At 64.9% G+C, this 21,497-nt stretch carries 19 protein-coding genes; 6 read left to right on the top strand and 13 right to left on the bottom strand.

What is annotated here, in order from left to right; translation table 11 throughout:
* Nucleotides 1-3: 3 nt before the first annotated feature.
* The 4 genes from fdh3B to ABLE86_RS06360 are packed head-to-tail and all read right to left on the bottom strand — an operon-like array spanning nucleotide 4 to nucleotide 4,462.
* Nucleotides 4-630, bottom strand: coding sequence for a formate dehydrogenase FDH3 subunit beta (gene fdh3B, locus ABLE86_RS06375; RefSeq protein WP_348778092.1), 627 nt, complete (start codon nucleotides 628-630; stop codon nucleotides 4-6).
* Nucleotides 631-640: 10 nt separating this feature from the next.
* Entirely contained in the window at nucleotides 641-3,550 is a 2,910-nt protein-coding gene (locus tag ABLE86_RS06370) for a formate dehydrogenase subunit alpha (protein ID WP_348778091.1), read from the bottom strand.
* Nucleotide 3,551: 1 nt separating this feature from the next.
* Nucleotides 3,552-3,758 carry a formate dehydrogenase gene (locus ABLE86_RS06365; RefSeq protein WP_348778090.1) on the bottom strand — a complete coding sequence of 69 codons (207 nt, stop codon included), beginning with the start codon at nucleotides 3,756-3,758 and terminating at the stop codon, nucleotides 3,552-3,554.
* 29 nt (nucleotides 3,759-3,787) lie between these two features.
* Entirely contained in the window at nucleotides 3,788-4,462 is a 675-nt protein-coding gene (locus ABLE86_RS06360) for a molecular chaperone TorD family protein (RefSeq protein ID WP_348778089.1), read from the bottom strand.
* Between the two features lie 252 nt (nucleotides 4,463-4,714).
* Between ABLE86_RS06360 and ABLE86_RS06355 the strand changes: the two genes are divergently transcribed.
* Both ABLE86_RS06355 and ABLE86_RS06350 read left to right on the top strand, forming a co-directional pair.
* On the top strand, nucleotides 4,715-5,236 hold the full coding sequence (locus ABLE86_RS06355) for a DUF3305 domain-containing protein (protein ID WP_348778088.1): 522 nt from the start codon (nucleotides 4,715-4,717) through the stop codon (nucleotides 5,234-5,236).
* Nucleotides 5,223-5,837, top strand: a complete 615-nt coding sequence (locus ABLE86_RS06350) for a DUF3306 domain-containing protein (protein ID WP_348778087.1) — start codon at nucleotides 5,223-5,225, stop codon at nucleotides 5,835-5,837. Before ABLE86_RS06355 ends, ABLE86_RS06350 begins: the two co-directional genes overlap by 14 nt.
* 54 nt (nucleotides 5,838-5,891) lie before the next feature.
* Here the strand turns inward: ABLE86_RS06350 and ABLE86_RS06345 are convergent, their stop codons facing one another.
* Together ABLE86_RS06345 and ABLE86_RS06340 are read right to left on the bottom strand one after the other, a co-directional pair.
* Nucleotides 5,892-7,925, bottom strand: coding sequence for a 4Fe-4S binding protein (locus tag ABLE86_RS06345; RefSeq protein ID WP_348778086.1), 2,034 nt, complete (start codon nucleotides 7,923-7,925; stop codon nucleotides 5,892-5,894).
* A gap of 134 nt (nucleotides 7,926-8,059) precedes the next feature.
* Nucleotides 8,060-8,215: a hypothetical protein gene (locus ABLE86_RS06340; RefSeq protein WP_348778085.1), complete on the bottom strand. Its 156-nt coding sequence runs from the start codon at nucleotides 8,213-8,215 to the stop codon at nucleotides 8,060-8,062.
* Between the two features lie 187 nt (nucleotides 8,216-8,402).
* Here ABLE86_RS06340 and ABLE86_RS06335 point away from each other — a divergent pair, with 187 nt between their 5' ends.
* Both ABLE86_RS06335 and ABLE86_RS06330 read left to right on the top strand, forming a co-directional pair.
* A complete protein-coding gene (locus ABLE86_RS06335; RefSeq protein ID WP_348778084.1) occupies nucleotides 8,403-9,125 on the top strand; it encodes a CBS domain-containing protein in 723 nt (240 codons plus the stop codon).
* Nucleotides 9,110-10,075 carry a 1-phosphofructokinase family hexose kinase gene (locus tag ABLE86_RS06330; protein WP_348778083.1) on the top strand — a complete coding sequence of 322 codons (966 nt, stop codon included), beginning with the start codon at nucleotides 9,110-9,112 and terminating at the stop codon, nucleotides 10,073-10,075. Before ABLE86_RS06335 ends, ABLE86_RS06330 begins: the two co-directional genes overlap by 16 nt.
* A 19-nt stretch (nucleotides 10,076-10,094) precedes the next feature.
* Here ABLE86_RS06330 and glk read toward each other — a convergent pair whose 3' ends face one another.
* Nucleotides 10,095-11,081, bottom strand: coding sequence for a glucokinase (gene glk, locus ABLE86_RS06325; RefSeq protein WP_348778082.1), 987 nt, complete (start codon nucleotides 11,079-11,081; stop codon nucleotides 10,095-10,097).
* A gap of 214 nt (nucleotides 11,082-11,295) precedes the next feature.
* On the opposite strand from glk, the gene ppsA reads away from it, so the two are divergent.
* Nucleotides 11,296-13,716: a phosphoenolpyruvate synthase gene (gene ppsA, locus ABLE86_RS06320; protein ID WP_348778582.1), complete on the top strand. Its 2,421-nt coding sequence runs from the start codon at nucleotides 11,296-11,298 to the stop codon at nucleotides 13,714-13,716.
* 33 nt (nucleotides 13,717-13,749) lie between these two features.
* On the opposite strand, the gene ABLE86_RS06315 is transcribed toward ppsA, so the two are convergent.
* Entirely contained in the window at nucleotides 13,750-14,190 is a 441-nt protein-coding gene (locus ABLE86_RS06315; protein ID WP_348778081.1) for a DUF2267 domain-containing protein, read from the bottom strand.
* A gap of 194 nt (nucleotides 14,191-14,384) precedes the next feature.
* Here ABLE86_RS06315 and polX point away from each other — a divergent pair, with 194 nt between their 5' ends.
* On the top strand, nucleotides 14,385-16,103 hold the full coding sequence (gene polX / locus ABLE86_RS06310; RefSeq protein WP_348778080.1) for a DNA polymerase/3'-5' exonuclease PolX: 1,719 nt from the start codon (nucleotides 14,385-14,387) through the stop codon (nucleotides 16,101-16,103).
* A gap of 23 nt (nucleotides 16,104-16,126) precedes the next feature.
* On the opposite strand, the gene ABLE86_RS06305 is transcribed toward polX, so the two are convergent.
* The 5 genes from ABLE86_RS06305 to acsA are packed head-to-tail and all read right to left on the bottom strand — an operon-like array spanning nucleotide 16,127 to nucleotide 21,363.
* Nucleotides 16,127-16,363: an acyl carrier protein gene (locus ABLE86_RS06305; RefSeq protein WP_348778079.1), complete on the bottom strand. Its 237-nt coding sequence runs from the start codon at nucleotides 16,361-16,363 to the stop codon at nucleotides 16,127-16,129.
* Entirely contained in the window at nucleotides 16,360-17,592 is a 1,233-nt protein-coding gene (locus tag ABLE86_RS06300) for a dihydrolipoamide acetyltransferase family protein (RefSeq protein WP_348778078.1), read from the bottom strand. The genes ABLE86_RS06305 and ABLE86_RS06300 overlap by 4 nt, the downstream gene beginning before the upstream one ends.
* A complete protein-coding gene (locus tag ABLE86_RS06295) occupies nucleotides 17,589-18,590 on the bottom strand; it encodes an alpha-ketoacid dehydrogenase subunit beta (protein ID WP_348778077.1) in 1,002 nt (333 codons plus the stop codon). Before ABLE86_RS06295 ends, ABLE86_RS06300 begins: the two co-directional genes overlap by 4 nt.
* Complete coding sequence (gene pdhA / locus ABLE86_RS06290; protein WP_348778076.1) at nucleotides 18,587-19,573, bottom strand: pyruvate dehydrogenase (acetyl-transferring) E1 component subunit alpha; 987 nt, start codon at nucleotides 19,571-19,573, stop codon at nucleotides 18,587-18,589. Before pdhA ends, ABLE86_RS06295 begins: the two co-directional genes overlap by 4 nt.
* Nucleotides 19,570-21,363 carry an acetate--CoA ligase gene (gene acsA, locus ABLE86_RS06285; RefSeq protein WP_348778075.1) on the bottom strand — a complete coding sequence of 598 codons (1,794 nt, stop codon included), beginning with the start codon at nucleotides 21,361-21,363 and terminating at the stop codon, nucleotides 19,570-19,572. The genes pdhA and acsA overlap by 4 nt, the downstream gene beginning before the upstream one ends.
* Nucleotides 21,364-21,497 lie beyond the last annotated feature (134 nt).

The raw sequence follows: 21,497 nt of genomic DNA, 5'->3' as shown, positions 1-21,497 counted from the left end.
GTCTCATCCTCCCTTGCTCATGGCCGGCGGCCTTGACGTGCTGACGTCCTCGCCATAGGCCGTCTTCCAGCCCCATGCACCTGAACTGTAGCCACGCTGCTCCACCCGCTCGCGGAAAATCTCCTCGATGACGTCGCCGTCGCCGGCCAGCAGCGACTTGGTCGCGCACATCTCGGCGCAGAGCGGCAGCTTGCCTTCCGCGAGACGATTGGCACCGTATTTCTCGTATTCCTCCTTGCTGCCGTCCGCCTCCGGCCCGCCGGCGCAGAAGGTGCATTTGTCCATCTTGCCGCGTGAGCCGAAATTGCCGAGCCGCGGATATTGCGGCGCGCCAAAGGGACAAGCATAGAAGCAATAGCCGCAGCCGATGCACTGGTCCTTGGAGTGCAGCACCACGCCGTCATCGGTGGTGTAGATGCAGTTGACGGGGCAGACCGCCATGCAAGGCGCGTCCGTGCAATGCATGCAGGCCATGGTCACCGAGCGTTCACCCGGCAGCCCGTCATTGATGGTCACCACCCGGCGTCTGTTGATGCCCCACGGCACCTCATGCTCGTTCTTGCAGGCGGTGACGCAGGCATTGCATTCGATGCAGCGCTCGGCATCGCAGAGAAACTTCATCCGTGCCATTGTCGCCTCCTTACGCCGCCGTGATCTGGCAGAGCGTGACCTTGGGTTCCTGCATGCCGGTGGCCGGGTCGTAGCCATAGCTGGTTATGGTATTGGCGCTTTCGCCAAGCACGATCGGGTCGGCGCCCTCGGGATAGTTTGCGCGCAAATCCTCGCCGCCGAACCAGCCGCCGAAATGGAAGGGCATCCAGGCCACGCCCTTGCCCACGCGTTCCGTCACCAGTGCGCGCATCCTGGCCTTCGAGCCGTTCTCGGTGCCGGTAACCCAGACCCAGGCGCCGTCGACGATGCCGCGCTCGCCTGCGTCGCCGGGATTGATCTCGATGAACATGTCCTGCTGCAGTTCGGCGAGCCACGGATTGGAGCGTGTTTCCTCGCCGCCGCCCTCGAACTCGACCAGCCGGCCGGTGGAGAGGATGAGCGGGAACTGCTTGGCCACTCCCCTGTCTACCGCCGATTTCTGCACCGAAAAGCCGATATTGGGCAGGCGGAACTGAACCTCGTCCTCCCGCGTGGGATATTTGGCCACCAGATCGACCCGCGGCGTGTAGATCGGCTCGCGGTGGACCGGTATCGGGTCCGGCACGCCGAAGGCATTCATGCGTGCCCGCGCATTGCCATAGGGCAGGCAGCCATGCTTCATCGCAACGCGCTGGATGCCGCCGGAAAGGTCGGTCGACCACGAAACCGCATCGGCCTTGTCGGCGCCGATCTTCTCGATGGTGGCGACCTCGTCGGGCGTCAGGTCATGATCCCAGCCGAGCTTCTTCAACACGCCATAGGTGAATTCCGGATAGCCGTCCTGGATTTCAGAACCCTGCGAATAAGAGCCGGAGGCCAACAGGTTGACGCCATCGCGCTCGACGCCGAAGCGCGCCCGGAACGTGCCGCCGCCGTCCATCACATGCAGGCCGGTGTTGTAGAGCAGCGCCGTACCGGGATGCTTCAGTTCGGGCTTGCCCCAGCACGGCCATGGCAGGCCGTAATAATCGCCTTTCGCCGGGCCATCCTTGGCCCGCAGCGTCACCAGGTCGAAGTCCTTCTGGTTGGCCATGTGCAGCTTCAGCCGCTCGGGCGATTGCCCGCAATAGCCGGTGCTCCAGCTGCCGCGGTTCATCTCGCGCAATATGTCCTCGGCCTCGGGAAGGTTGTTCTCGACCTTGATGTTCTTGAACATCTTGTCGGCAAAACCGAGCTTCTGGGCGATCAGATACATGATCTCCAGATCGTCCTTGGCCTCGAAGCTGGGCTTCACGATCTGCTCGCCCCATTGCAGGGAACGGTTGGAGGCGACGCGCGAGCCCTTGGCCTCGAACTGCGTGCAGGCCGGCAGCAGCCAGGTGTCGCCCTTGCGCCCGGCCTTGAGCGCCAGCGAAGCCCAGGTGGTGGGATGCGGATCAGCCACCACCAGGAGGTCGAGCTTGGCCAGAGCCTTCAGCGATTCAGGAATGCGGGTGATGCTGTTGGAGGCGTGCCCCTGCACGATCATCGCCCGCACATTGTCCTTCTGGTGCACCTGATCCTTTGGCAGGAGCACGGCATCGAACCAGCGGGTCAGCGGGATGCCCGGCGCTTCCATGATCTCCTTGTTGTCGAAGCGCGACACGAACCACTCGTAATCGACCTCCCACACACGCGACCAGTGCTTCCAGGCGGTGTCCTTCAGCCCGTAATAGAAAGGCAGCGTCACGATATCGAGGCCGACATCGGTGGCGCCCTGCACATTGTCATGCCCGCGCAGGATGTTGGCGCCGGTGCCGGGCTTGCCGACATTGCCGGTGAGCAGAAGCAGGATGCAGCTGGTGCGCACATTGGCGGTGCCGACAGTGTGCTGGGTCTGGCCCATGCACCAGATCAGGGTCGCGGGCTTTTCGGTGGCAAACAGCCTGGCGATATGCTCCACCTGCGCGCCCGGCACGCCGGTGACGCGCTCGACCTCATCTGGCGGCCATTTTTCGATTTCCTTGCGGACGTCGTCATAGCCGTAGACGCGGCTCTGGATGAACTCCTTGTCCTCCCAGCCGTTCTTCACGATGTGCCACATCAGCCCGTAGAGGAAGGGAATGTCGGTTCCCGGCCGCAGCCGCACATAGTCGGTGGCATGGGCGGCGGTGCGCGTCATGCGCGGATCGACCACGATCATGTTGGCGTTGTTGAGCTCCTTGCCCTCCAGCATGTGCTGCATGGCCACGGGATGCGCCTCGGCCGCATTGCTGCCGACATAAAGCAACGTCTTGGCGTTGCGCATGTCGTTGATGCTGTTGGTCATGGCGCCGTAGCCCCAGGTATTGGCGACGCCGGTGACGGTGGTGGAGTGGCAGATGCGGGCCTGGTGGTCGGTATTGTTGGTGCCCCAGAAAGCGCCGAGCTTGCGGAACAGATAGGCGCCTTCATTGGTGAACTTGGCCGAGCCCAGCCAGTAGACGGAATCCGCCCCCGACGTACCGCGAATTTGCGTGATCCTGTCGCAGATGGCGTTGACAGCCTCGTCCCAGCTCGCCCGCTTCCACTCGCCATCGACGAGCTTCAGCGGATATTTCAGCCGCCGCTCGCTGTGCACCAGTTCGCGCACGGACGCGCCCTTGGCGCAGTGCGAGCCGCGATTGATCGGGCTGTTGAAGCTGGGCTCCTGGCCGATCCAGACGCCGTTGGAAACCTCGGCAGTGACCGTGCAGCCGACCGCGCAATGGGTGCACACGCTCTTGCGGATCTCGACGGCGGCGCCGGGTTCCGGCGGCGGGCCCGCCTTGGCCTTGCGCATGTTGGCAAGTGGCAAGGCGCCGACGGCGGCAAGGCCGGCGGCGGCGAGCCCGGAACGGCGCAGGAAGCTGCGGCGGTCGAGCCGGCCCAGCCCCTGCCCTTCGGTAAAGGAGGCCAGATGGGTCTGGCGGGCGGGACGATCCGAACGCTTGATGAGCATGTCACCCTCCCTTGCCCGGATAGCGATTGACCCGATAGTAGGTCTTCACGTGCTCGGTTTCCCGGTAGCGGGACTTTACCCGCTCGTCGCGGCTTTCGCTGTCGGCGCGGGCCTCGGCGCCGAGCGTGGGAACCGCCGCCAGAGGAGACAGGCCAAGCGCCCGCAGGAAATCGCGCCGCTTCACACCATGCTCGTTCCCGGATGCCATATCGCTTCCTCCGCTCTGTCTTCCCTGCGTCACGCCGGCAAGGCGAATGCCTCCGTCTCTATTTCGATGAACAGGCCGCCCACGCTGCCGAGTTGACGGTAGAACTCGCAATCGGCCGCACGCTCCAGATCCGCAAAGAAGCGGCCGAACCACGGCTTCAGATGCGTGTCGAAAAACGCCGCCTGCTGCGCCGGATCGATCGCGCCGTAGGCTTCCGTGGCGAAGCCGGCCATGACCTCGCACAGCAAACCGGCATGATCTTCCGGCTGGCCAAGTCCTGAAGCCGGCTCGATGCCCAGCCGGCGCAGGTCGCCGCGCAGCCGCGCCAGCGGCCGCTCGTTGAGGAACCCGGTGAAGTAGTAGGAGGCGTAGGGCAGAAGCTCGCTGCGGCCGACGCCGAGGAACAGGCGGAAATGCTCCCGCTCGAGCGCGTCCGGATCAGCCTCGCGTGCGGCAGCGGCGAGTGCTGCGTGCGCACGGCCGAGCCGGGTACCGTCGCCTTCTATAGCGGCAAGACGCGACAGCAACTCGCTGTCCGGCGGGGCGAGAAGCAAAACGGCCAGCAGCGCATATTCCCGGGCGCGCGCGCGGTCCACCTCGTCGACTTCAACGGACGCCGTCCACGACGACTCGTCCTCTCCTCTTTGGATCGGCAAGTGCCGCAATACGGTCGGGGCGGCTCGCGCTGCTACAGGCGCGCTCATTGCGTGGCCCTGGGGCGCGGCGCAAACGTCAGGTCTTGCGACGCAAGTTCGACCGCTGGCACGGCTTCGGATTCAACAAAGTGGAAATTCTGCACGCGCATTTCTCCACCACGTCACAGTGGCGGGGCGCCTTCGGTAACATGCGGCACACCCGCATCTGCCTGAAAGGGGAGCGTCTACTGAAAAGCTTGAAACGTCAACCACCTGGGGTAAGACTTTCGATCGGGTGTCTGGCACGCAAGGAGCGGTAGGTTGAGCAACCCGATGCCGCATCTCAGCATCCCGGCAGGGATCGTGGTAGAACGGCGCAGCGCGGCTTCTCCGTGGATCGATTTCACGTGGCGGCCCGTCTCGTTGCTGGCCGGCGCGCCGGAGGCCGAGCCCTGGACCTGCCTTGGCGACGATGGAACGACCGCCACCTTCTATGCAGGTGCGGTCACCCTGCACCTCTACAAGACGGAAGCCGGTCACTACCGCGACAACCTGACCTCGCCCCAGCCCTCCGCGTGGGTGGCAATCGTCGAGACCGGCGGCACGCCGCCTTGCGCCATCGTGGGCGCCACCGTCGATCCCGCCGAGGGCGAGGCCATGACCGAACCCGGCACGATGGTGGAAGCAGTGCCGCTGCCGCAGGCCATTGTCCGCGAAATCGCGGAGTTCGTGGCGCGCCACCCGATCCAGGACAGCTTCGTCAAACGCAAGCGCGACCGTGCCGACCCGGAATCGCTGGCACGTCGATCTCCTATCCACGAGGCGAGCGATGACCGATCATGAAGGCATTTTCGCACGCTGGTCGCGTCTGAAGCGGCAGGCTGCGGAGGAGACGCCCCAAACCGGCGAACCCGAAAGCACCAAAGCCGAGGACGAGGCCATGCAGGCCGCTGATGTTGCGGCAACCGAGGAGGCAAGCGTCGACCTTTCGCAACTGCCATCACTCGATGCCATCGATGCAACGACCGATCTTCGCGCGTTTCTTGCAGCGGGCGTTCCCTCCGAACTGCGCAACGCGGCCTTGCGCAAGGCGTGGTCGGCCGATCCTGCGATCCGCGATTTCATCGGCCCGAACGAGAATTTCTGGGATCACACCACAGGTCGTGTTGCCGGCTTCGGTATGCTGAAACCGGCAACGGCCCGACGGCTCATGGCTCAGGTTCTGGGAGACGATGAGCCAGCGGAGGCGCGGATGGAAACCACGGCCACCCCAGCGCAGCAGCCGGTCGCCCCCCAGCCCGATCGCACGGCACCGCCTGTGGAAGCGGAGTCCGTCGAAGTCCCGCCACCAGACGACAACTCCGAGGCTTCAGCGAAAGCGGAGAAAAACGAGCCCGGCGTTCGCCGCCATGGCGGAGCCTTTCCACGCTTCAAGGGAGATTGAAAGCACTGCCATTCCGACGACTTGGCGTGATGGCCCGGGGTTAGCCCCCGAAAGTCAGCTTCCGTGGTGGCCATCCTTGTCGGCCTCCCGCGCCCGCAGGAAATCGTCGGTAGTAAGAATTGGCCGCCGCTGCGGCGCGTTCGGATCGAAGCCTTCGTGCACCATTGCCGTGGCGCGGCAATTCTCGCACATTCGCACCAGATCGACGTGGCCGGCATTGGCGCCCCGGTACATCCAGTGCTTTTCCTCCAGCTTCGCCACAATGCGCTCGATGGTGCTTTTGGTCCCGAAGGGCGCGCCGCAGGAAATGCACAGGAACGGCTCTTCTTCCTTGAGTGTGCGGCTGGACGCCCCCCAGGCAGCGAAGTCGAGGCGCGGATCGAGCGTGATGGCGTCTTCCGGACAGGTCGCCTCGCACAGCCCGCATTGCACGCAGGCAATCTCGGCAAAACGCAGCATCGGGCGCTCCGGCTCGGCCGAAAGTGCCCCGGTCGGGCACGCCGTGACGCAGGCATGACAGAGGGTGCAGCGATCGACGTCGAGATTGACGCTGCCGAACGGCGCCCCACGCGGCAGGGCGATGCGCTCGACCGGCGCGGGCGCGACACGATGCAGTTCGCTCAACGCCGTTTCCATCAGGCTGCGGCGGCCGCCAAGCGGCATGAACGAGGATGGGGTGGCGGCTTCCACACCAGCGGAAGCCGCGTCAAGCTCGGTGCGCAGGCGAAATGGATCGTCTGTCTGGATGATGCGCACGGCGTCTTCTCCGAAGCCCAGCGCGGCGGCCGCAGCTCCGGTCCACGCCGCCACCTGCCACAAGCCGGCAATGTCATGGCGCGGTCGTTCGCGCGTCAGGAAGACGACACCAGCACCGCCATAGGCGAAGACCGCTGCGATGCTCTCGGGGCCGACTTGGGTCACCTCGTTGACGAGGAATGGAATTACGTTGGCCGGCAGGCCGTCGCCATGGCGGGCGAGCGCGTCGATCAGCGGCTCGCCATGGTCGCCGTCGTGGAACAGTATCCTCGCCTGCCTGCCGCCTGCGGCGCGGTAGGCTGAAAGCATGGTGCGCAGGCGGCCCATCTGCTGTTCCGGCCCCGGCGTGGCGTAGGTGGCGGCGCCCGTGGGGCAAGCCGTCGCGCAAAATCCGCAGCCGCCGCAGATCGCCGGATCGATGGCGACCGCGTCGCTGTTCGGCGTGATGGCGCCGGTCGGACACAAATCGAGGCAACGACGGCAGCCGGTGATGCCGGAGCGGGAATGAGCACAAAGCGATTCATCGAAGCGGATGAAGATCGGCTTGTCGAAAGTGCCGACCAGACCGCCAGCCTCGAAAATCGCTTTTTCCACCGCGACAGGGTCGCGAGGGTCGGCGCGCAGATAGCCCGGCCTGAGCTCAGGCGCGGAGAAAAGCGGCGCATTGCCGGTGAGGTCGAGAATGAGATCGCAGTTCGACACCGCGCCGTCGCGCGGCACGCCGAATTGGAGCACATCGCGAGACGAAGCGACCGGCAGGGCAAGGCCGTCTATCGTCAGTTCGAAGGCACCGAGATGCCCGCGCGCGGTGCGGATGTCGCCCTTGAGCACAGGAAACTCATCCACACGGCTTGGCACCACATTTTCCGGCCGGGTGAGCAGCACGGTGATGTCGAGCCGATCGGCAAGCCTGCGGCCGGCCTCTATCGCCACCTCATCGCGACCGTAGACGAGGATGACGCCGTCGCTTTCGAAAGTGACCGGTACGATCGGATGTTCCGGTTCGGCAGCGGCGAGCAAGGCGGCCGCCTTCGGCCCTGCGGCTTCCGCATCCTTCGACCAGCCGCCGTTCTCGCGGATATTGGCGAAGATCAGATCGACGAAAGAGGCTTCGGCGGCCACCTCGGCAAACAGCGGCGCCTTCTGCGTGCAGGCCACCGTGACGGGTTCGCCCCGCGCGATCGCCTCGCGGAACAGCGGCAACTGGGCGCCGCACAGATGATCCGCCTGGGTAATGCCGCAGGAGCCGCAGCCCCGCGCGATCGCCTCCCGATCGAGCGGCATCGATTTTTCGCAGGTGCAGATCATGAGATGCGGTTTCACATCGCGCATTCCGCTCTCCCCGCTTTCGCGCCGGCCTGTGGTCACCTTACATCCAATTGGGAACCAAACCAGACGGGAAAACGTCGAAGACGTCCGGCTGCGCAGTCATCGTCTTGCGCAAACAGCACCAGGTCCGCTCCGGATCAGCGGTGGCCTATGAGGTTGTGGCCCGGATCGCCGACGCGGGTGCCGGACGTTGCAAACGCCTTGTAGACCGGTTCCTGGATTGCAGCGAGCGCGAAAGAAGCCGCAACGGCAAGGATGATCAACGCGATCACGGCTGAGACGAAGGCTTTCATGACGTGTTCCCTTCATGTGCCCGTCGCCAACTATGGCTCAGGCGCGCGGCAAATCAAGAACACGTTTTTTTCTGACACCCGTCGTTGAGCGCACCAGGCCTTTGCTCAAACATCGCTTGAGCGAGATCAAGGCGCAGCCGGCCCGTCGGTGCCACAAGTTTGGGCTCCCCCTTGTCCGGAGCCATGCATGAAAGCCAAGGACATCATGACGACGCGGATCGTGACCGTTTGTCCGGGCCACAGCATCAGGCACGCCGCGCAGACCATGCTCGACAAGGGGGTGAGCGGGCTGCCGGTGATCGACGACGACGCACGTCTCGTCGGCATCATCAGCGAGGGGGATCTCATGCGCAGGGCCGAGTTCGGCATCCGGCCCGCCTCGGCTGCCACGATCCCCTCCTCGGAACAACGCGCCCGCGCCTATGTGAAAAGCCACGGCATGAGTGTCGGCGACGTCATGAGCAGCAATGTCGTGACGGTCGACGAAGAGGCTCCTGTCAGCCGCATCGCCGCCCTGATGGAAGAACATCGCATCAAGCGCGTGCCCGTGACGTGGGCGGGAATGCTTGTCGGCATCGTCAGCCGCAGGGACCTCATGCGCGCAATCGTCACCGCCAGTCTCGATGAAATCGCACCGGGCGATGCCGCCCTGCGCCGCAGCGTCATGGCCAGGATCGGGGAAGATGCGGGCCTGGAGACCGCGAGGCTGAACGTCACCGTAGCCAACGGGATTGTCCACTTCTGGGGAAATATCGATTCCGAGAGCCAGCGGGACGCGGCGCGCGTGGTGGCGGAAGGCATGCGCGGGGTGGCGGGTGTGGTCGACCATATGCATCTGCGCCGGCACGAGAGCGCGCATGACGAAACTGGCGGGACAACATCGGCGGCCGAGCCATGGCGGCGATCCTGACACTGACGCTCAACCCGGCGATCGACATTTCCAGCGAGACCCAGGTGGTGCGCCCCACCCGCAAGATCCGGACCTCACGGACCCGATACGATCCCGGCGGCGGCGGCATCAACGTCGCACGCGTCATCACAGCACTCGGCGGAGATGCCGAAACCCTGTTTCTCGCTGGCGGAGAGTTGGGGGCGCTCTTCGACAGCCTGCTGGAAAAGGAGGGCATCCGGCGCCACATGGTGCCCATCGCCAATCGAACGCGGATCAGCTTCATGGTGCGGGAACTCGGAACCGGCCTGGAATACCGCTTCGTGCCTGAAGGGCCGGTAGTCCATGCCAGGGAACTCGAGCACTGCCTGGACCTGATTGCGTCCGACAGGAGCGATTATGTCGTGGCCAGCGGCAGCCTGCCTGCCGGGGCACCGCCCGACATCTATGCGCGAATGGCAAGATCAGTGGCGGCGCGTGGCGGCAGGTTCGTGCTTGATACCTCCGGCCCTGCGCTCGGCACCACGCTCGAGCAGTCGCGCGTCTATCTTGTGAAACCAAGCTCCGGCGAATTCGAGCATCTCATCGGCAGGAAGCTGGATGAAAACGAGGTGATGCAGGCCGCAAGCGAGATCGTCGCCCGGGGTTCTGCCGAACTGGTGGCGGTGACGATGGGGGCGGACGGCGCGATCCTGGCAAGCAAGGAGGGGGTGCTGCGCCTGCCGGCCATACACGTTCGCGTCCGCTCTGCCGTCGGCGCAGGCGACAGCTTCCTGAGCGCAATGATCTGGGCGCTTTCGCAGGGCCGGCCGCCTATCGAGGCTTTCCGGCTCGGCATCGCGGCCGGGGCCGCCGCCGTGATGCGCCCCGGCACCGAGCTTTGCCGGCGTGAGGATGTGTTCAGGCTCTATCAGGCGGGAAGCGCGATGGCCCCGGAGTCGCAGCAGCTTCACGGCGGTATCCTTGCCTGATCACTGCCGGTCGAGTTCGTCAGGAGCCGGGTGGTACGCGCATGGACAAGGCCACCGCCGTGCCGCGCAGGCCAGCATCGATCGACCTGACGACATAGATCGGGATCGGGGCGAGATAGGATGCCAGGCGCCCCTTGTCCTGGAACGCCTGGTTGAATGCTGCTGCTCGAGACGCGTTTCCCGCCTGGTCGGCGAAGATGTTCGGCGCCATGCTGCCGGCGAGATAGACCCCTCCCCGTGCGCCATAGACCAGCGCCATATCTCCTGCAAAGCGGCCGAGCCACATGGCGAGATAGCCGACGGCATCTTCGGCGAGGCGGTCTTCACCAGCCAGCGCACGCTCAATGATCTCGCCGGCCGAAAGCTTGGCATCCACGCCCCTCGTCTCACCCAGCACGCGGAAGATGGCTTCAAGCCCGGGAGCAGAAATCAGGCGCTCGGCGGATACGTGGCCCTTGCCCTTCCGGATACCTTCGACGAGCAGCAGTTCCTCGGCATCCTTCACCGCAAACGACACATGCCCGCCTTCTCCCGGCAGCGAAATCCATCCGCCTGGAGATGGTGCCAGCGCGGCGACGCCCAGGCCGGCTCCCGGCCCCAGAACCACCTTGGTCGCGCGGTCGACCGGCTCGCCGCCGCCAATCCTGTGAAGGTCGTGCGCGCCCAGATACGGCAAGGAAAGCGCCAGCGCCTCGAAGTCGTTGAGGAGATGGACATGCGTCGCGCCGGTCTCGGCCCGCAACTCCTCGCGCGTGAAAGACCAGGGAAGATTGGTGAGATTGACCACGCCGTCGGTAACCGGACCGGCCACCGCGAAACCCGCCATCGTCGGGCGGTAGGGAATGGAGGCCAAATAGGCCTCTATCGCGGCCTGCAGCGACGGGAACATGTCGCAACGCAGCGCGACGAAAAGCGTGATCGTCAACTCCTCGACATCGGTAATGGCGAACCGAACCTCGGTGCCATCGATCTCGCCAACAAGCGCCATGCGCGGATTGACCGTCATGGATATGACTCTCTCTCCAATGCCCCTGCAATGCTTCCTCGACCTGACCGACGCTGTCCTTGATTTGAATCAGATCGCAGGATGGCTGCTGGATTTTGACCGGGATCAATGAGGTCCCGGCACGGAAGCGGCAGGTTGCCGCTTTGGATTACTGGAGGATCGCATGGGCAACCGGCCCGAAAGCGGCTTGCCACACTCTCGTGACAAACCCGCCATGCCGGACGCCGCCGGAAACAGCGCACCCGCCGGCCATCCCCTTCTGGCAACGCTGTGGTTTGATGAGATCCGGCGCGGCGACGTGGCGCGCGTGGGCGGCAAGAACGCCTCTCTCGGCGAGATGACGCAGGCACTGGCGGCCGACGGCATCCGCGTACCTCCGGGCTATGCCACCAGTGCGGAAGCCTATCGGGACTTCATCGCCTTCAATGGGCTGGAGGAGCGGATCGCCTCCTGCCTCGATGACCTCGCGGCCGGCAAGGCCAGCCTCGCGGAGACCGGCTCTGCGATCCGGCGCCTAGTCCTGCACGGGCAATGGCCGGAAGCTACGGCCACGGCAATCATCACCGCCTATCGTGAACTTTGCAGGCGCACCGGAAAGGCCGACCTGGACACCGCCGTGCGCTCGAGCGCCACGGCCGAAGACCTGCCCGACGCCAGCTTCGCCGGCCAGCAGGAAACTTTCCTCAACGTGCGCGGCGAACAGGCCGTCCTGAATGCATGCCGGCGCTGCTATGCCTCGCTGTTCACCGACCGCGCGATAAGCTACCGCCAGGCCAAGGGTTTCGACCAGACGAGCATCGCCCTGTCGGTGGGGGTACAGCAGATGGTCCGCTCCGATCTGGGCGGTGCCGGGGTGATGTTCTCGATCGATACCGAAACCGGCTTCAAGGACCTGGTCGTGATCAACGCCGCCTGGGGGCTGGGCGAGAACGTGGTTCAGGGCACCGTCGACCCTGACGAATATCAGGTCTTCAAGCCGCTCCTTTCGGACAGCTCGCTGGTGCCGATCACCGCCAAGTCACGCGGCGAGAAAGCCTGGAAGCTGATCTATGCCGATGCCGACGGCCCGACGCGCAATGTGCCGACTTCGAAGGCCGAGCGGCGGGCATTCGTGCTCTCGGATACCGAAATCCTGGACCTCGCCAGATGGGCGGTGCTGATCGAGGACCATTATGGCTGCCCGATGGACATGGAATGGGCAAAGGACGGCGAGACGGGCGAGATGTTCATTGTCCAGGCCCGGCCGGAGACGGTCCAGTCGCGGCGGGAGGCGAGTTCGTTCAAGTCGTACCGGATCGTCGACAGGGGGCGCCAACTGGCCAAGGGGCTCGCCATCGGAGACGCCATCGTTGCCGGGCGCGTTTGCCTGATCGAGGAACTGAGCGACATCGATCGTTTCGTCGACGGCTCGATCCTCGTCACCCCGAACACCGACCCTGACTGGGTGCCGATCATGAAGCGCGCGACGGCAATCGTCACCGATCACGGCGGACGCACCTCGCATGCGGCCATCGTAAGCCGCGAGCTCGGTCTGCCGGCAATCGTGGGCACGGCCAACGCCACCGAGGTGCTGCACAACGAGCAGGAAGTGACCGTGTCCTGTGCGGAAGGCGACCAAGGCTTCGTCTACGCCGGCAAGGTAAAGTTCGAAACCGAAACGGTGGACGTGGCCGACCTGCCGCAGACCCGCACCGGGGTGATGCTCAACCTCGCCAATCCCGCCGCCGCGCTGCGCTGGTGGCGGCTGCCGGCCGACGGCGTCGGCCTCGCCCGCATCGAATTCGTCGTCGCCAACCACATCCGCATCCATCCAATGGCGTTGGTGCACCACGCCACGCTGAAGGACGAGGCCGCGCAACGGAAGATCGCCGAGCTGACGGCGGGCTATGCCGACAAGACCGAATATTTCGTGGACCGGCTCTCGCGCGGCCTCGCGCGCATCGCCGCGGCCGCCTATCCCAAGCCGGTCATCGTGCGCATGAGCGACTTCAAGACCAACGAATATGCGAGCCTCGTCGGCGGCGCCGAGTTCGAGCCGCGCGAGAGCAATCCGATGATCGGATTTCGGGGCGCCTCGCGCTACTACTCGCCGCGCTACCGTGACGGCTTTGCCCTTGAATGCCGTTCAATCAGGCGCCTGCGCGAGGAGATGGGTTTCAGGAACGTGGTCGTCATGATCCCGTTCTGCCGGTCGGTGTCGGAGGCCGACCGCGTGCTTGAAGTCATGGCCGAGAACGGGCTGAAGCGCGGTGTGGACGGTCTTCAGGTCTTCATCATGTGCGAGATCCCGTCGAACGTGATCCTCGCCAGGGAGTTCGCGCAGCGCTTCGACGGTTTCTCGATCGGCTCCAACGACCTGACGCAGCTGACCCTTGGCGTCGACCGCGATTCACATGAGCTTGCAGACCTGTTCGACGAGCGGGACGCCGCCGTCAAATGGATGATCGCCAGGGTCATCGCCGAGGCCCGCGAAGCGGGCGCGAAGATCGGGTTGTGTGGGCAGGCACCGAGTGACGATCCCGAGTTCGCGGAGTTCCTGGTCGCATGCGGGATCGACACGATTTCCGTGAGTCCCGACAGCTTCATCGCCGTGAAGCGAAAGGTTGCCGCCGCCGAAGCCCGTACCGGGCCTTGACTGCACAGCCACAGCCCCCTTGGATCGCTGCCGCTAGCCACGCCGCGCGGTCTGAGGCCACAAGCTTCTGAGGGCGACGGGCATCTGGTCGATGATCTTCGCCACCTCCCCCGGGTCGACTTCCTCGAAGATAACCTCGAAAATTCCGTGCGCGGCGGTGTGGGCATCGATCGGGAATTTCGGCGGCAAATCCCTCGCGACATGCTCGCAGAACTCATCGAGGGTATGATCCAGCTTCGGCTTCTCAGCCATGTGCCATCCTTCGAAGTACAGTCCACGGATCACCATTGGCAATTGCGCGCCGAAGTGGACCGCCATTTCCGGCGTCAGCCTGTCACGCAAGGCATGCAGCGTTGCGCGAAGCGCGCTGTAGGCGTGGCGCCGGTCGTCGAAGTGAAGCTTTTCCGCTGCAGTCTTGAGCCAGATATTACCTTCCTGCACGGTGTGATCAAAGGTGGGGTGCCCGCTACTCATCGGCCAGCTCCATGAAAAAGCATCGTTCGCTGCCTGTCAGGCTCGCGTCTTTGACATGTTAAGCGCCAGATGCGTGATTTCTCATTGACGCGCGTCAATGAAGCCGCAGGCAATGCAGCCGGGTTGACGCTCATCAATGCCCAGCCGCAGCCATGGGGCAAAATGCGGCGAGCATCTTTCATGGGTGATCGGCCATGCCGGTCCACAATGCCGACATCGCCAGGCTTTTCGATCATCTGGCCGACCTTCTGGAGATCGAGGGGGCGAACCCGTTTCGGATACGTGCCTATCGCCGGGCGGCACAGACGATCGAGGACTTGCCCGAGAGCATCGCGAAAATGGCAACCGAGGGCCGCGATCTCTCGGAGCTTCCCGGTATAGGCGAGGACCTGGCGGGCAAGATTGCCGAGATCGTCACCACAGGCCATCTGAAGGTTCTTGAGGAGATCGAGACCCGCACCCCCGACGAGCTTGCGATGCTTGCGACCCTTCCCGGGCTGGGGCCGAAGCGAGTGAAAGCGCTGCATGCAGTGCTCGGCATCAAGTCCATGGACGACCTGGCCAGGGCTGCGGCTGCCGGCCGCATCCGCGACCTGCGAGGGTTCAGCGAGGCGGCAGAATTGAAGCTGCTCGAGGCCATCGGCAAACAACGGGTTGCGGTGCAGCGTTTCAAGATATCGGTGGCGGAAGATTTCGCGCGCGGGCTTGCTGAATATCTCCGGTCCGCACCGGGCGTGCAGCAGATCGTGGTGGCTGGCAGCTTTCGGCGTCGCCGCGAGACCGTCGGCGATCTCGACATACTGGTGACAGCCGAAGACGGGCCGGCGGTAATCGAGCATTTCGTCAGATATGACGAGGTGGACAAGATACTGGCAAAAGGCCCCACCCGCTCAACCGTCGTGCTCAAGGCCGGGGTGCAGGTGGATGTGCGCGTGGTTCCCGAAGAAAGCTATGGCGCGGCGCTGCACTATTTTACCGGCTCCAAGGCCCACAACATCGCAATCCGCAAACTGGCTCAGGACAAGGGCCTCAAGCTCAACGAGTATGGTATCTTTCGCGGCGAAAGCCGGGTGGGAGGAAGCACCGAAGAGCAGGTGTTCGCTGCAGTGGGGCTTCCCTACATCGTGCCGGAACTGCGGGAGAACCGCGGCGAAATCGAAGCCGCGCGCGCAGGCCGATTGCCTCGACTGATCGAAGTCGGCGACATCCGTGGCGAACTTCACGCGCACACGAAGGCATCGGACGGCAAGAACAGCCTGGTCGAGATGGTCGAGGCCGCCCGGGTGCTGGGCTATGAATACATCGCCATCACCGACCACTCGCGCCATGTCACGGTTGCCCATGGGCTGGACGAGCAGCGCCTGGCAGCGCAGCTCGACGAGATCGACCGGCTGAACGATCTCATCGATGGCATCCGCATTCTGAAGTCTTCGGAGGTGGACATTCTCGCCACCGGCGAGCTGGATTTTCCCGACCGGATCCTGAAGCGGCTCGATCTCACGGTTTGCGCGGTCCACTACAAGTTCGAGCTCGACATCAAGGCGCAGACGGAACGCATCATTCGCGCCATGGACAACCGCCATTTCAATATCCTGGCGCACCCGACCGGCCGGCTGCTGGGTGAGCGGCCGGGCTATGCGCTGGACCTCGAGCGCGTGATGGTCGCCGCCAAGGAACGCGGCTGCTTCCTCGAGGTCAATGCCCACCCCGCGCGTCTCGACCTCGACGACGTGCACTGCCGCGCGGCCAAGGAGCTTGGACTGAAGATCGCGATCTCGACGGATGCGCATTCGACTATCGGGCTCGGAGCCATGCGCTTCGGCGTCGATCAGGCCCGCCGCGGCTGGCTGGAGCCGGCCGACGTGCTGAACACTCGGCCATGGGCTGAACTCAAACAGCTTCTGGCTCGCTGATCGGCCACTCCCATGCCTCGTCATCATTGGGCGAGATATCTGGCCACGCCATCGAGGGTGAAGAGCTTGGGATAGTCGGCCTCTGGAATGTCTATGCCGGTGCGCTGGTGCAGGGCGACGACGAAGTTGAGAAAATCCATTGAATCGATGTCGAGCCCTTCGCGGATATCCTGTCCGCCGGCAAGCGAGGCGGGCTCGGTGTCGGGCGCGATGTCGGCCAATATGCCGATGGCGATCTGTCGGATTTCTGCTTCGGTCATAATCTGTCGGGGTCCAGCAGCAGGCGCTCGATGGCGGCGATGAACAGTCCTCCGATGTGACCGTCGCTGGCCCTGTGGTCGGCTCCCAGCGAGGCGACCAGCAGGGGCCGCACAGTCACCTGGCCGTCGACCACCCACGGGCGCTCCGCAATGCGGCCGAAACCCGCTATCGCCACCTGCGGCGGGTAGATGACCGGCGTGACGGAATCGACGCCACGGTCGCCCAGGCTGGTGACGGTGAAGGAGGGATCGGTCATCTCGGAGCTGCGCAGGCCGCCAGCCCGAGCCCGGCCGACAAGGTCGCGCAGGGCTTCCATCAGTTCGGGCAGTTTCATCCTGTCGACATCGTGGATTGCGGGTGCGATGAGCCCGCCGCCCCGCAAGGCGATCGCCCAGCCGATGTGAACCCCGCCGCTCGGCCTGAAATGGCCATCGATCCAAAAGCCGTTGAGCCGCGGCACCTCGCCCAGCGCCAGAGCCGTTGCCTTGAGGAGCAGCACCGCCGGCAGCAGGCGCCGCTCGGGCGGCAACTGACCGTTGAACTTTTCGAGCCAGGCCAGCGCGGGGCCCATGTCGATGGTGGTGCTGAGGTAGTAGTGCGGGATTTCGCGTTTCGAGAGCGACATGGCCGCTGCAATGCCCTCACGCATCTGCTCGGGGTCGAACCCGCGACGCGGCTTGGCTGGCGGCGGGGAGACGGCAGGCTTGACTGGCGGCGGCGCCGCCTCGACATCGGCAAGCGTCACCGAACCGTCGATGCCGGTGCCCTCAAGCTGCTCCGGATCGATCCCGAGCTCGGCCGCGCGGCGTCGTGCGGCGGGGGTTACCTTGGGACGCTGGCCCACGGCAGGTGCAGGTGGCGCCGGAGGCTGCGGCGCCATCCTCGCAACCTCGGGCACGGGAGGCATGGCGAATGCCGGCTCAGGAGCCTTTGCGGCGACGGGCGCGGGTGCACGAGCCGGCTGGGATGACGGGGCAACAGCAGGCGCTTCGTTCGGCCGCGTGAAGCGGGCAAGAAGCCCGCCGACCGGAACGACGTCGCCGGCCGCGGCACAGAGCTCCGAGATTTCCCCGTCTTCGAAGATGTCGATCTCGAAGGCCCCCTTGTGGGTCTCCACGACCGCGATGACGTCACCCTTCCTGACCCGGCTACCGGCCTTGACGACCCATTCGACGAGCTTGCCGCTCTGCATGTCGGCGCCGAGCGATGGCATGACGAATTCGCTCATCGCGGCCTCACCAGGCTGCGTACGGTCTCGACGATTGCGGGTATCTGCGGCAGCGCCGCTTCTTCCAGGTGGCGGGCATAGGGGATCGGCACTTCGCGGCTGCAGATCCGCCGGATCGGCGCGTCCAGCTCGAAGAAGAGGTCTTCGCAGAGGCGCGCCGCGATCTCGGCCGAGATCGAACCGCTTTTCCAGCCCTCGTCGACGATGACGCAGCGCCGGGTGCGGGCGACCGAGCCGAAGATCGTGTCGTTGTCGAGCGGGCGCAGGACGCGCAGGTCCACCACTTCCGCCTCTATGCCCTCGCTGGCAAGCGTCTCGGCCGCGGCCAGTGACTTGGGCAGGCCGTTGCCATAGGTAAGCACGCTGACGTCGCGACCGGGGCGGCGGACCTTGGCCGTGCCGATGTCCACCGACTGGATCGACGGATCGAGATCGCCCTCGGCATTGTAGAGCACGACATGCTCGAAGATCAGCACCGGGTTGGGGTCGGCCAGCGCCGCCTTGAGCATGTAGCGCGCGTCCTCCACGGTTGCGGGCGCCAGCACCCTGAGGCCCGGAATATGCGCGTACCAGCCCTCCAGGCTGTGCGAATGCTGGGCTGCAAGCTGCAGCCCGGCGCCCGTCGCCATGCGGATGACCAGCGGCACCGCGAATTGCCCGCCCGACATATGCGCGAACGTGGCGGCATTGTTGAGGATCTGGTCGAGCGCAAGCAGGCTGAAATTGCAGGTCATGATCTCCACGATCGGCCGCATGCCCGCAATTGCCGCCCCGATACCTGCGCCGACAAAGGCGCTCTCGGCCAGGGGCGTGTCGCGGATGCGGTTTGGCCCGAATTCGGCGAGCAGCCCCTTGCTGACGGCGTAGCAGCCACCATAGAGGCCCACGTCCTCGCCCATCAGGAAGGTGCGCGGATCGCTGGTCAGCGCCTCCCGGATCGCCTGCCGGTGCGCCTCGCGGTAGGTCATGCGGACAGGCTGAGCGCCGGCATCGTTCATTGCGGCACCTCGTCCATCACCACGAAGCGTTCCAGCTCTCCGACGTCCTCCGGCCGCCCGGCCTCGGCGAAGGCGACGGACGCCTCCACCTCCGCGTCCACCTCGTGCTCGATGCGTTCGAACTCGGCCTCCGACATCATGTGGGTCTCTTCCAGCCAGAGCCGCATGCGCGGGATGGGGTCCTTCTCCTTCCACCGCGCGATCTCTTCCCTGGTGCGGTAGAGCTGCGCGTCGAACATGGAATGAGCGCGGAAGCGATAGGTGTGGCATTCGAGGAAGGCAGGGCCGTTGCCGGCACGGATCTTCTCGATAGCCCGCCGGGCCGCCGCCTCGACGGCGATCGGGTTCATGCCGTCCGCGCTTTCGCTGGGCATGCGATAGGCCTGCGCCTTGCGGAAGATGTCCGTCTCGGCCTCCGCCAGTTCCAGCGGCATGCCCATGGCGTAGAGATTGTTCTCGCACACGAACAAGACGGGCAATTGCCAGAGTTCGGCAAGGTTCATGCTTTCGTGGAACTCGCCTTCGCCGGCAGCACCCTCGCCGAAGAAGCAGGCGGTGACGGCACCGGGGCGAAGCTCCTTGTCGGCCAGCGCAAGGCCCACGGCCAGCGGCAGGCCGCCGCCGACAATGGCGTTGCCGCCATAGAAGCGCTTCGTCCGGTCGAAGAAGTGCATAGAGCCGCCCCTGCCCCGGCAGCAGCCTTCTTCATTCCCGTACATTTCGGCCATCAAAGGCCCCATGGATATCCCCCGGGCAATCGCGTGGCCGTGCTCGCGGTAGGTGGCGACGATCGCATCGCGTTCTTCCAGCACCTGCATGACGCCGACCGCCACAGCCTCCTCGCCGTCGTAGAGGTGCAGGAAACCGCGGATCTTCTGTGCCTGGTAAAGCTCGGCGCATTTGGCCTCGAACACGCGTATGCGCAGCATCTCGCGGAAGAGGTGCTGGCCATGCTGGCGGTCGAGATGCAGCCTTTCGTTCATTTCTCGTCGCTTTCGAGCGTCGACAGGTCTCCCTCGGGCAGGCCGAGTTCGCGCGCCTTCAACAGCCTGCGCATGATCTTGCCCGAGCGGGTCTTGGGCAGGTTGGATCGGAAGTCGATTTCCTTGGGCGCTACGGCGGCGCCGAGACGCTTGCGGCCGTGGCCGAGCAATTGCTTGCGCAACTCCTCGCTCGGCTCGAAGCCGGGCTTTAGCGCGATGAAGGCTTTGACCACTTCGCCCACCGTGGGATCGGGGATGCCGATGACCGCAGCTTCGGCCACCGCAGGGTGCTCCATCAGGGTGCTCTCCACCTCGAAGGGGCCGATGCGATGGCCCGCCGACTTGATGACGTCGTCCGAGCGGCCGACGAACCAGAAATAGCCGTCGGAATCGCGCCGGGCGAGGTCGCCGGTAAGGTACCAGTCGCCAGCAAAGCACTTGCGATAGCGTTCCTCTTCGTGGAGATAGCCGCGCATCATCGAGGGCCAGCCCTTGCGGAGCGCCAGTTCGCCCTCCTGCATTGGCGCCTCGATCACTTCGACGCCGCCGCCTTCAACTCGCCGGACGATGGCGGCCTCGATGCCCGGAAGCGGCACGCCCATCGAACCGGGCTTGATGTCGAGCGCAAGCAGGTTGGCGATCATGATGCCGCCGGTCTCGGTCTGCCACCAATTGTCGTGGAAGGGCATGCCGAAGGCTTCCTGTCCCCAGATCACGGCCTCGGGGTTCAGCGGCTCGCCGACGCTTGCCATGAAGCGCAGCGCCGACAGGTCGTAGTCTTTCACCGCCTCTGCACATAGACGCATCATCATGCGGATCGCGGTCGGCGCCGTATACCAGACGCTGACGCATTCGTTCTGCAGCACCGAATACCAGCTCTGAGCGTCGAATTCGGCCTCGACGACGACATTGGTCACGCCGTTGGTCAGCGGCGCGAGGATGCCGTAGCTGGTGCCGGTCACCCAGCCAGGATCGGCGGTGCACCAGAAGATGTCGTCCTCGTGCAGGTCGAGCGCATATATGCCAGTGACGTGGTGGGCGACCACCGCCGCATGCACATGGACTGCGCCCTTCGGCCTGCCGGTGGTTCCGCTGGTGAAATGAAGAAGCGCCATCTCCTCCGGGTCGGTCGGGGCGATGGTGAAGTCGGCCGAAGCGGTCTCGACCAGCGACAGCCACGAATGCAGTCCGGCGCCTTCGACGACCTCCTCGCCCACGAGGATGGCATGCGAAAGGCCGGGAAGGCTTGCGCGCACGCTCTCCACCTTGCGGCGATAGAGGGCGGGGGTGGTGACGAGCACCCTGCCCTCGCCCATCTCGACACGGGTGGCGATGGGCTCCGGGCCGAAGGCGGAAAAGAGCGGCGAGACGACACAGCGCGCCTTAAGCGCCCCCAGCACCGCGACGTATAGCTCGGGCAGGCGTCCCATCAGGACGAAGACGCGCTCGCCGGGACGCACGCCAAGGGAATGCAGCGCATTGGCGAAGCGGTTGGTTGCCTCGGCCAGGTCGCGATAGGTGAGTTCCCGGCGCTCGCCTGCCTTGCCCAGCCAGCGTATCGCGACCTTGCCCGCTCTGGGCCCCGCCGCATGCCTGTCGACCGCCTCGTGGGCGATGTTGTAGCCCTTGCCGCCCTGCAGCCCGTCGAGCAGCTTCCAGGCCTGCGCCCAGTCGAAGCGTGCGTATTCACGCTGATAGTCGATCAGGTTGGGCGTTTTCGGGAACAGGGCGGGCCGTTTCACGATCCGGCTGCCTGACGGTTCGGTCAGATGCGCGGACTTCGTCATCATCAAACTGACGCCTGGGCCAAATGCCATATTTGACATCGCAGTTAGCGCGACATGGGTCGAGGTCAACTCGCCAGACCGGGACGCCTTCCATCACCGAAAAAATTTAGGTGTCTCTGAGCCGGCCAGACGAGCCG

It is taken from the genome of Mesorhizobium sp. KR2-14 (assembly GCF_040049255.1).
GTDB lineage: Bacteria > Pseudomonadota > Alphaproteobacteria > Rhizobiales > Rhizobiaceae > Pseudaminobacter.
This window is presented reverse-complemented; position numbering and strand designations above follow the sequence as displayed.

Bases quoted from the DNA above. Each gene is read 5' to 3' on its own strand.
- ppsA (WP_348778582.1), top strand. From the start codon at position 11,296: ATGCCGGACGCCGCCGGAAACAGCGCACCCGCCGGCCATCCCCTTCTG.
- ABLE86_RS06315 (WP_348778081.1), bottom strand. From the start codon at position 14,190: ATGAGTAGCGGGCACCCCACCTTTGATCACACCGTGCAGGAAGGTAAT.
- ABLE86_RS06340 (WP_348778085.1), bottom strand. From the start codon at position 8,215: ATGAAAGCCTTCGTCTCAGCCGTGATCGCGTTGATCATCCTTGCCGTT.
- polX (WP_348778080.1), top strand. From the start codon at position 14,385: ATGCCGGTCCACAATGCCGACATCGCCAGGCTTTTCGATCATCTGGCC.
- acsA (WP_348778075.1), bottom strand. From the start codon at position 21,363: ATGATGACGAAGTCCGCGCATCTGACCGAACCGTCAGGCAGCCGGATC.
- pdhA (WP_348778076.1), bottom strand. From the start codon at position 19,573: ATGAACGAAAGGCTGCATCTCGACCGCCAGCATGGCCAGCACCTCTTC.
- ABLE86_RS06295 (WP_348778077.1), bottom strand. From the start codon at position 18,590: ATGAACGATGCCGGCGCTCAGCCTGTCCGCATGACCTACCGCGAGGCG.
- ABLE86_RS06360 (WP_348778089.1), bottom strand. From the start codon at position 4,462: ATGAGCGCGCCTGTAGCAGCGCGAGCCGCCCCGACCGTATTGCGGCAC.
- ABLE86_RS06335 (WP_348778084.1), top strand. From the start codon at position 8,403: ATGAAAGCCAAGGACATCATGACGACGCGGATCGTGACCGTTTGTCCG.
- ABLE86_RS06300 (WP_348778078.1), bottom strand. From the start codon at position 17,592: ATGAGCGAATTCGTCATGCCATCGCTCGGCGCCGACATGCAGAGCGGC.
- ABLE86_RS06330 (WP_348778083.1), top strand. From the start codon at position 9,110: ATGGCGGCGATCCTGACACTGACGCTCAACCCGGCGATCGACATTTCC.
- ABLE86_RS06305 (WP_348778079.1), bottom strand. From the start codon at position 16,363: ATGACCGAAGCAGAAATCCGACAGATCGCCATCGGCATATTGGCCGAC.
- glk (WP_348778082.1), bottom strand. From the start codon at position 11,081: ATGACGGTCAATCCGCGCATGGCGCTTGTTGGCGAGATCGATGGCACC.
- fdh3B (WP_348778092.1), bottom strand. From the start codon at position 630: ATGGCACGGATGAAGTTTCTCTGCGATGCCGAGCGCTGCATCGAATGC.
- ABLE86_RS06345 (WP_348778086.1), bottom strand. From the start codon at position 7,925: ATGCGCGATGTGAAACCGCATCTCATGATCTGCACCTGCGAAAAATCG.
- ABLE86_RS06365 (WP_348778090.1), bottom strand. From the start codon at position 3,758: ATGGCATCCGGGAACGAGCATGGTGTGAAGCGGCGCGATTTCCTGCGG.
- ABLE86_RS06350 (WP_348778087.1), top strand. From the start codon at position 5,223: ATGACCGATCATGAAGGCATTTTCGCACGCTGGTCGCGTCTGAAGCGG.
- ABLE86_RS06370 (WP_348778091.1), bottom strand. From the start codon at position 3,550: ATGCTCATCAAGCGTTCGGATCGTCCCGCCCGCCAGACCCATCTGGCC.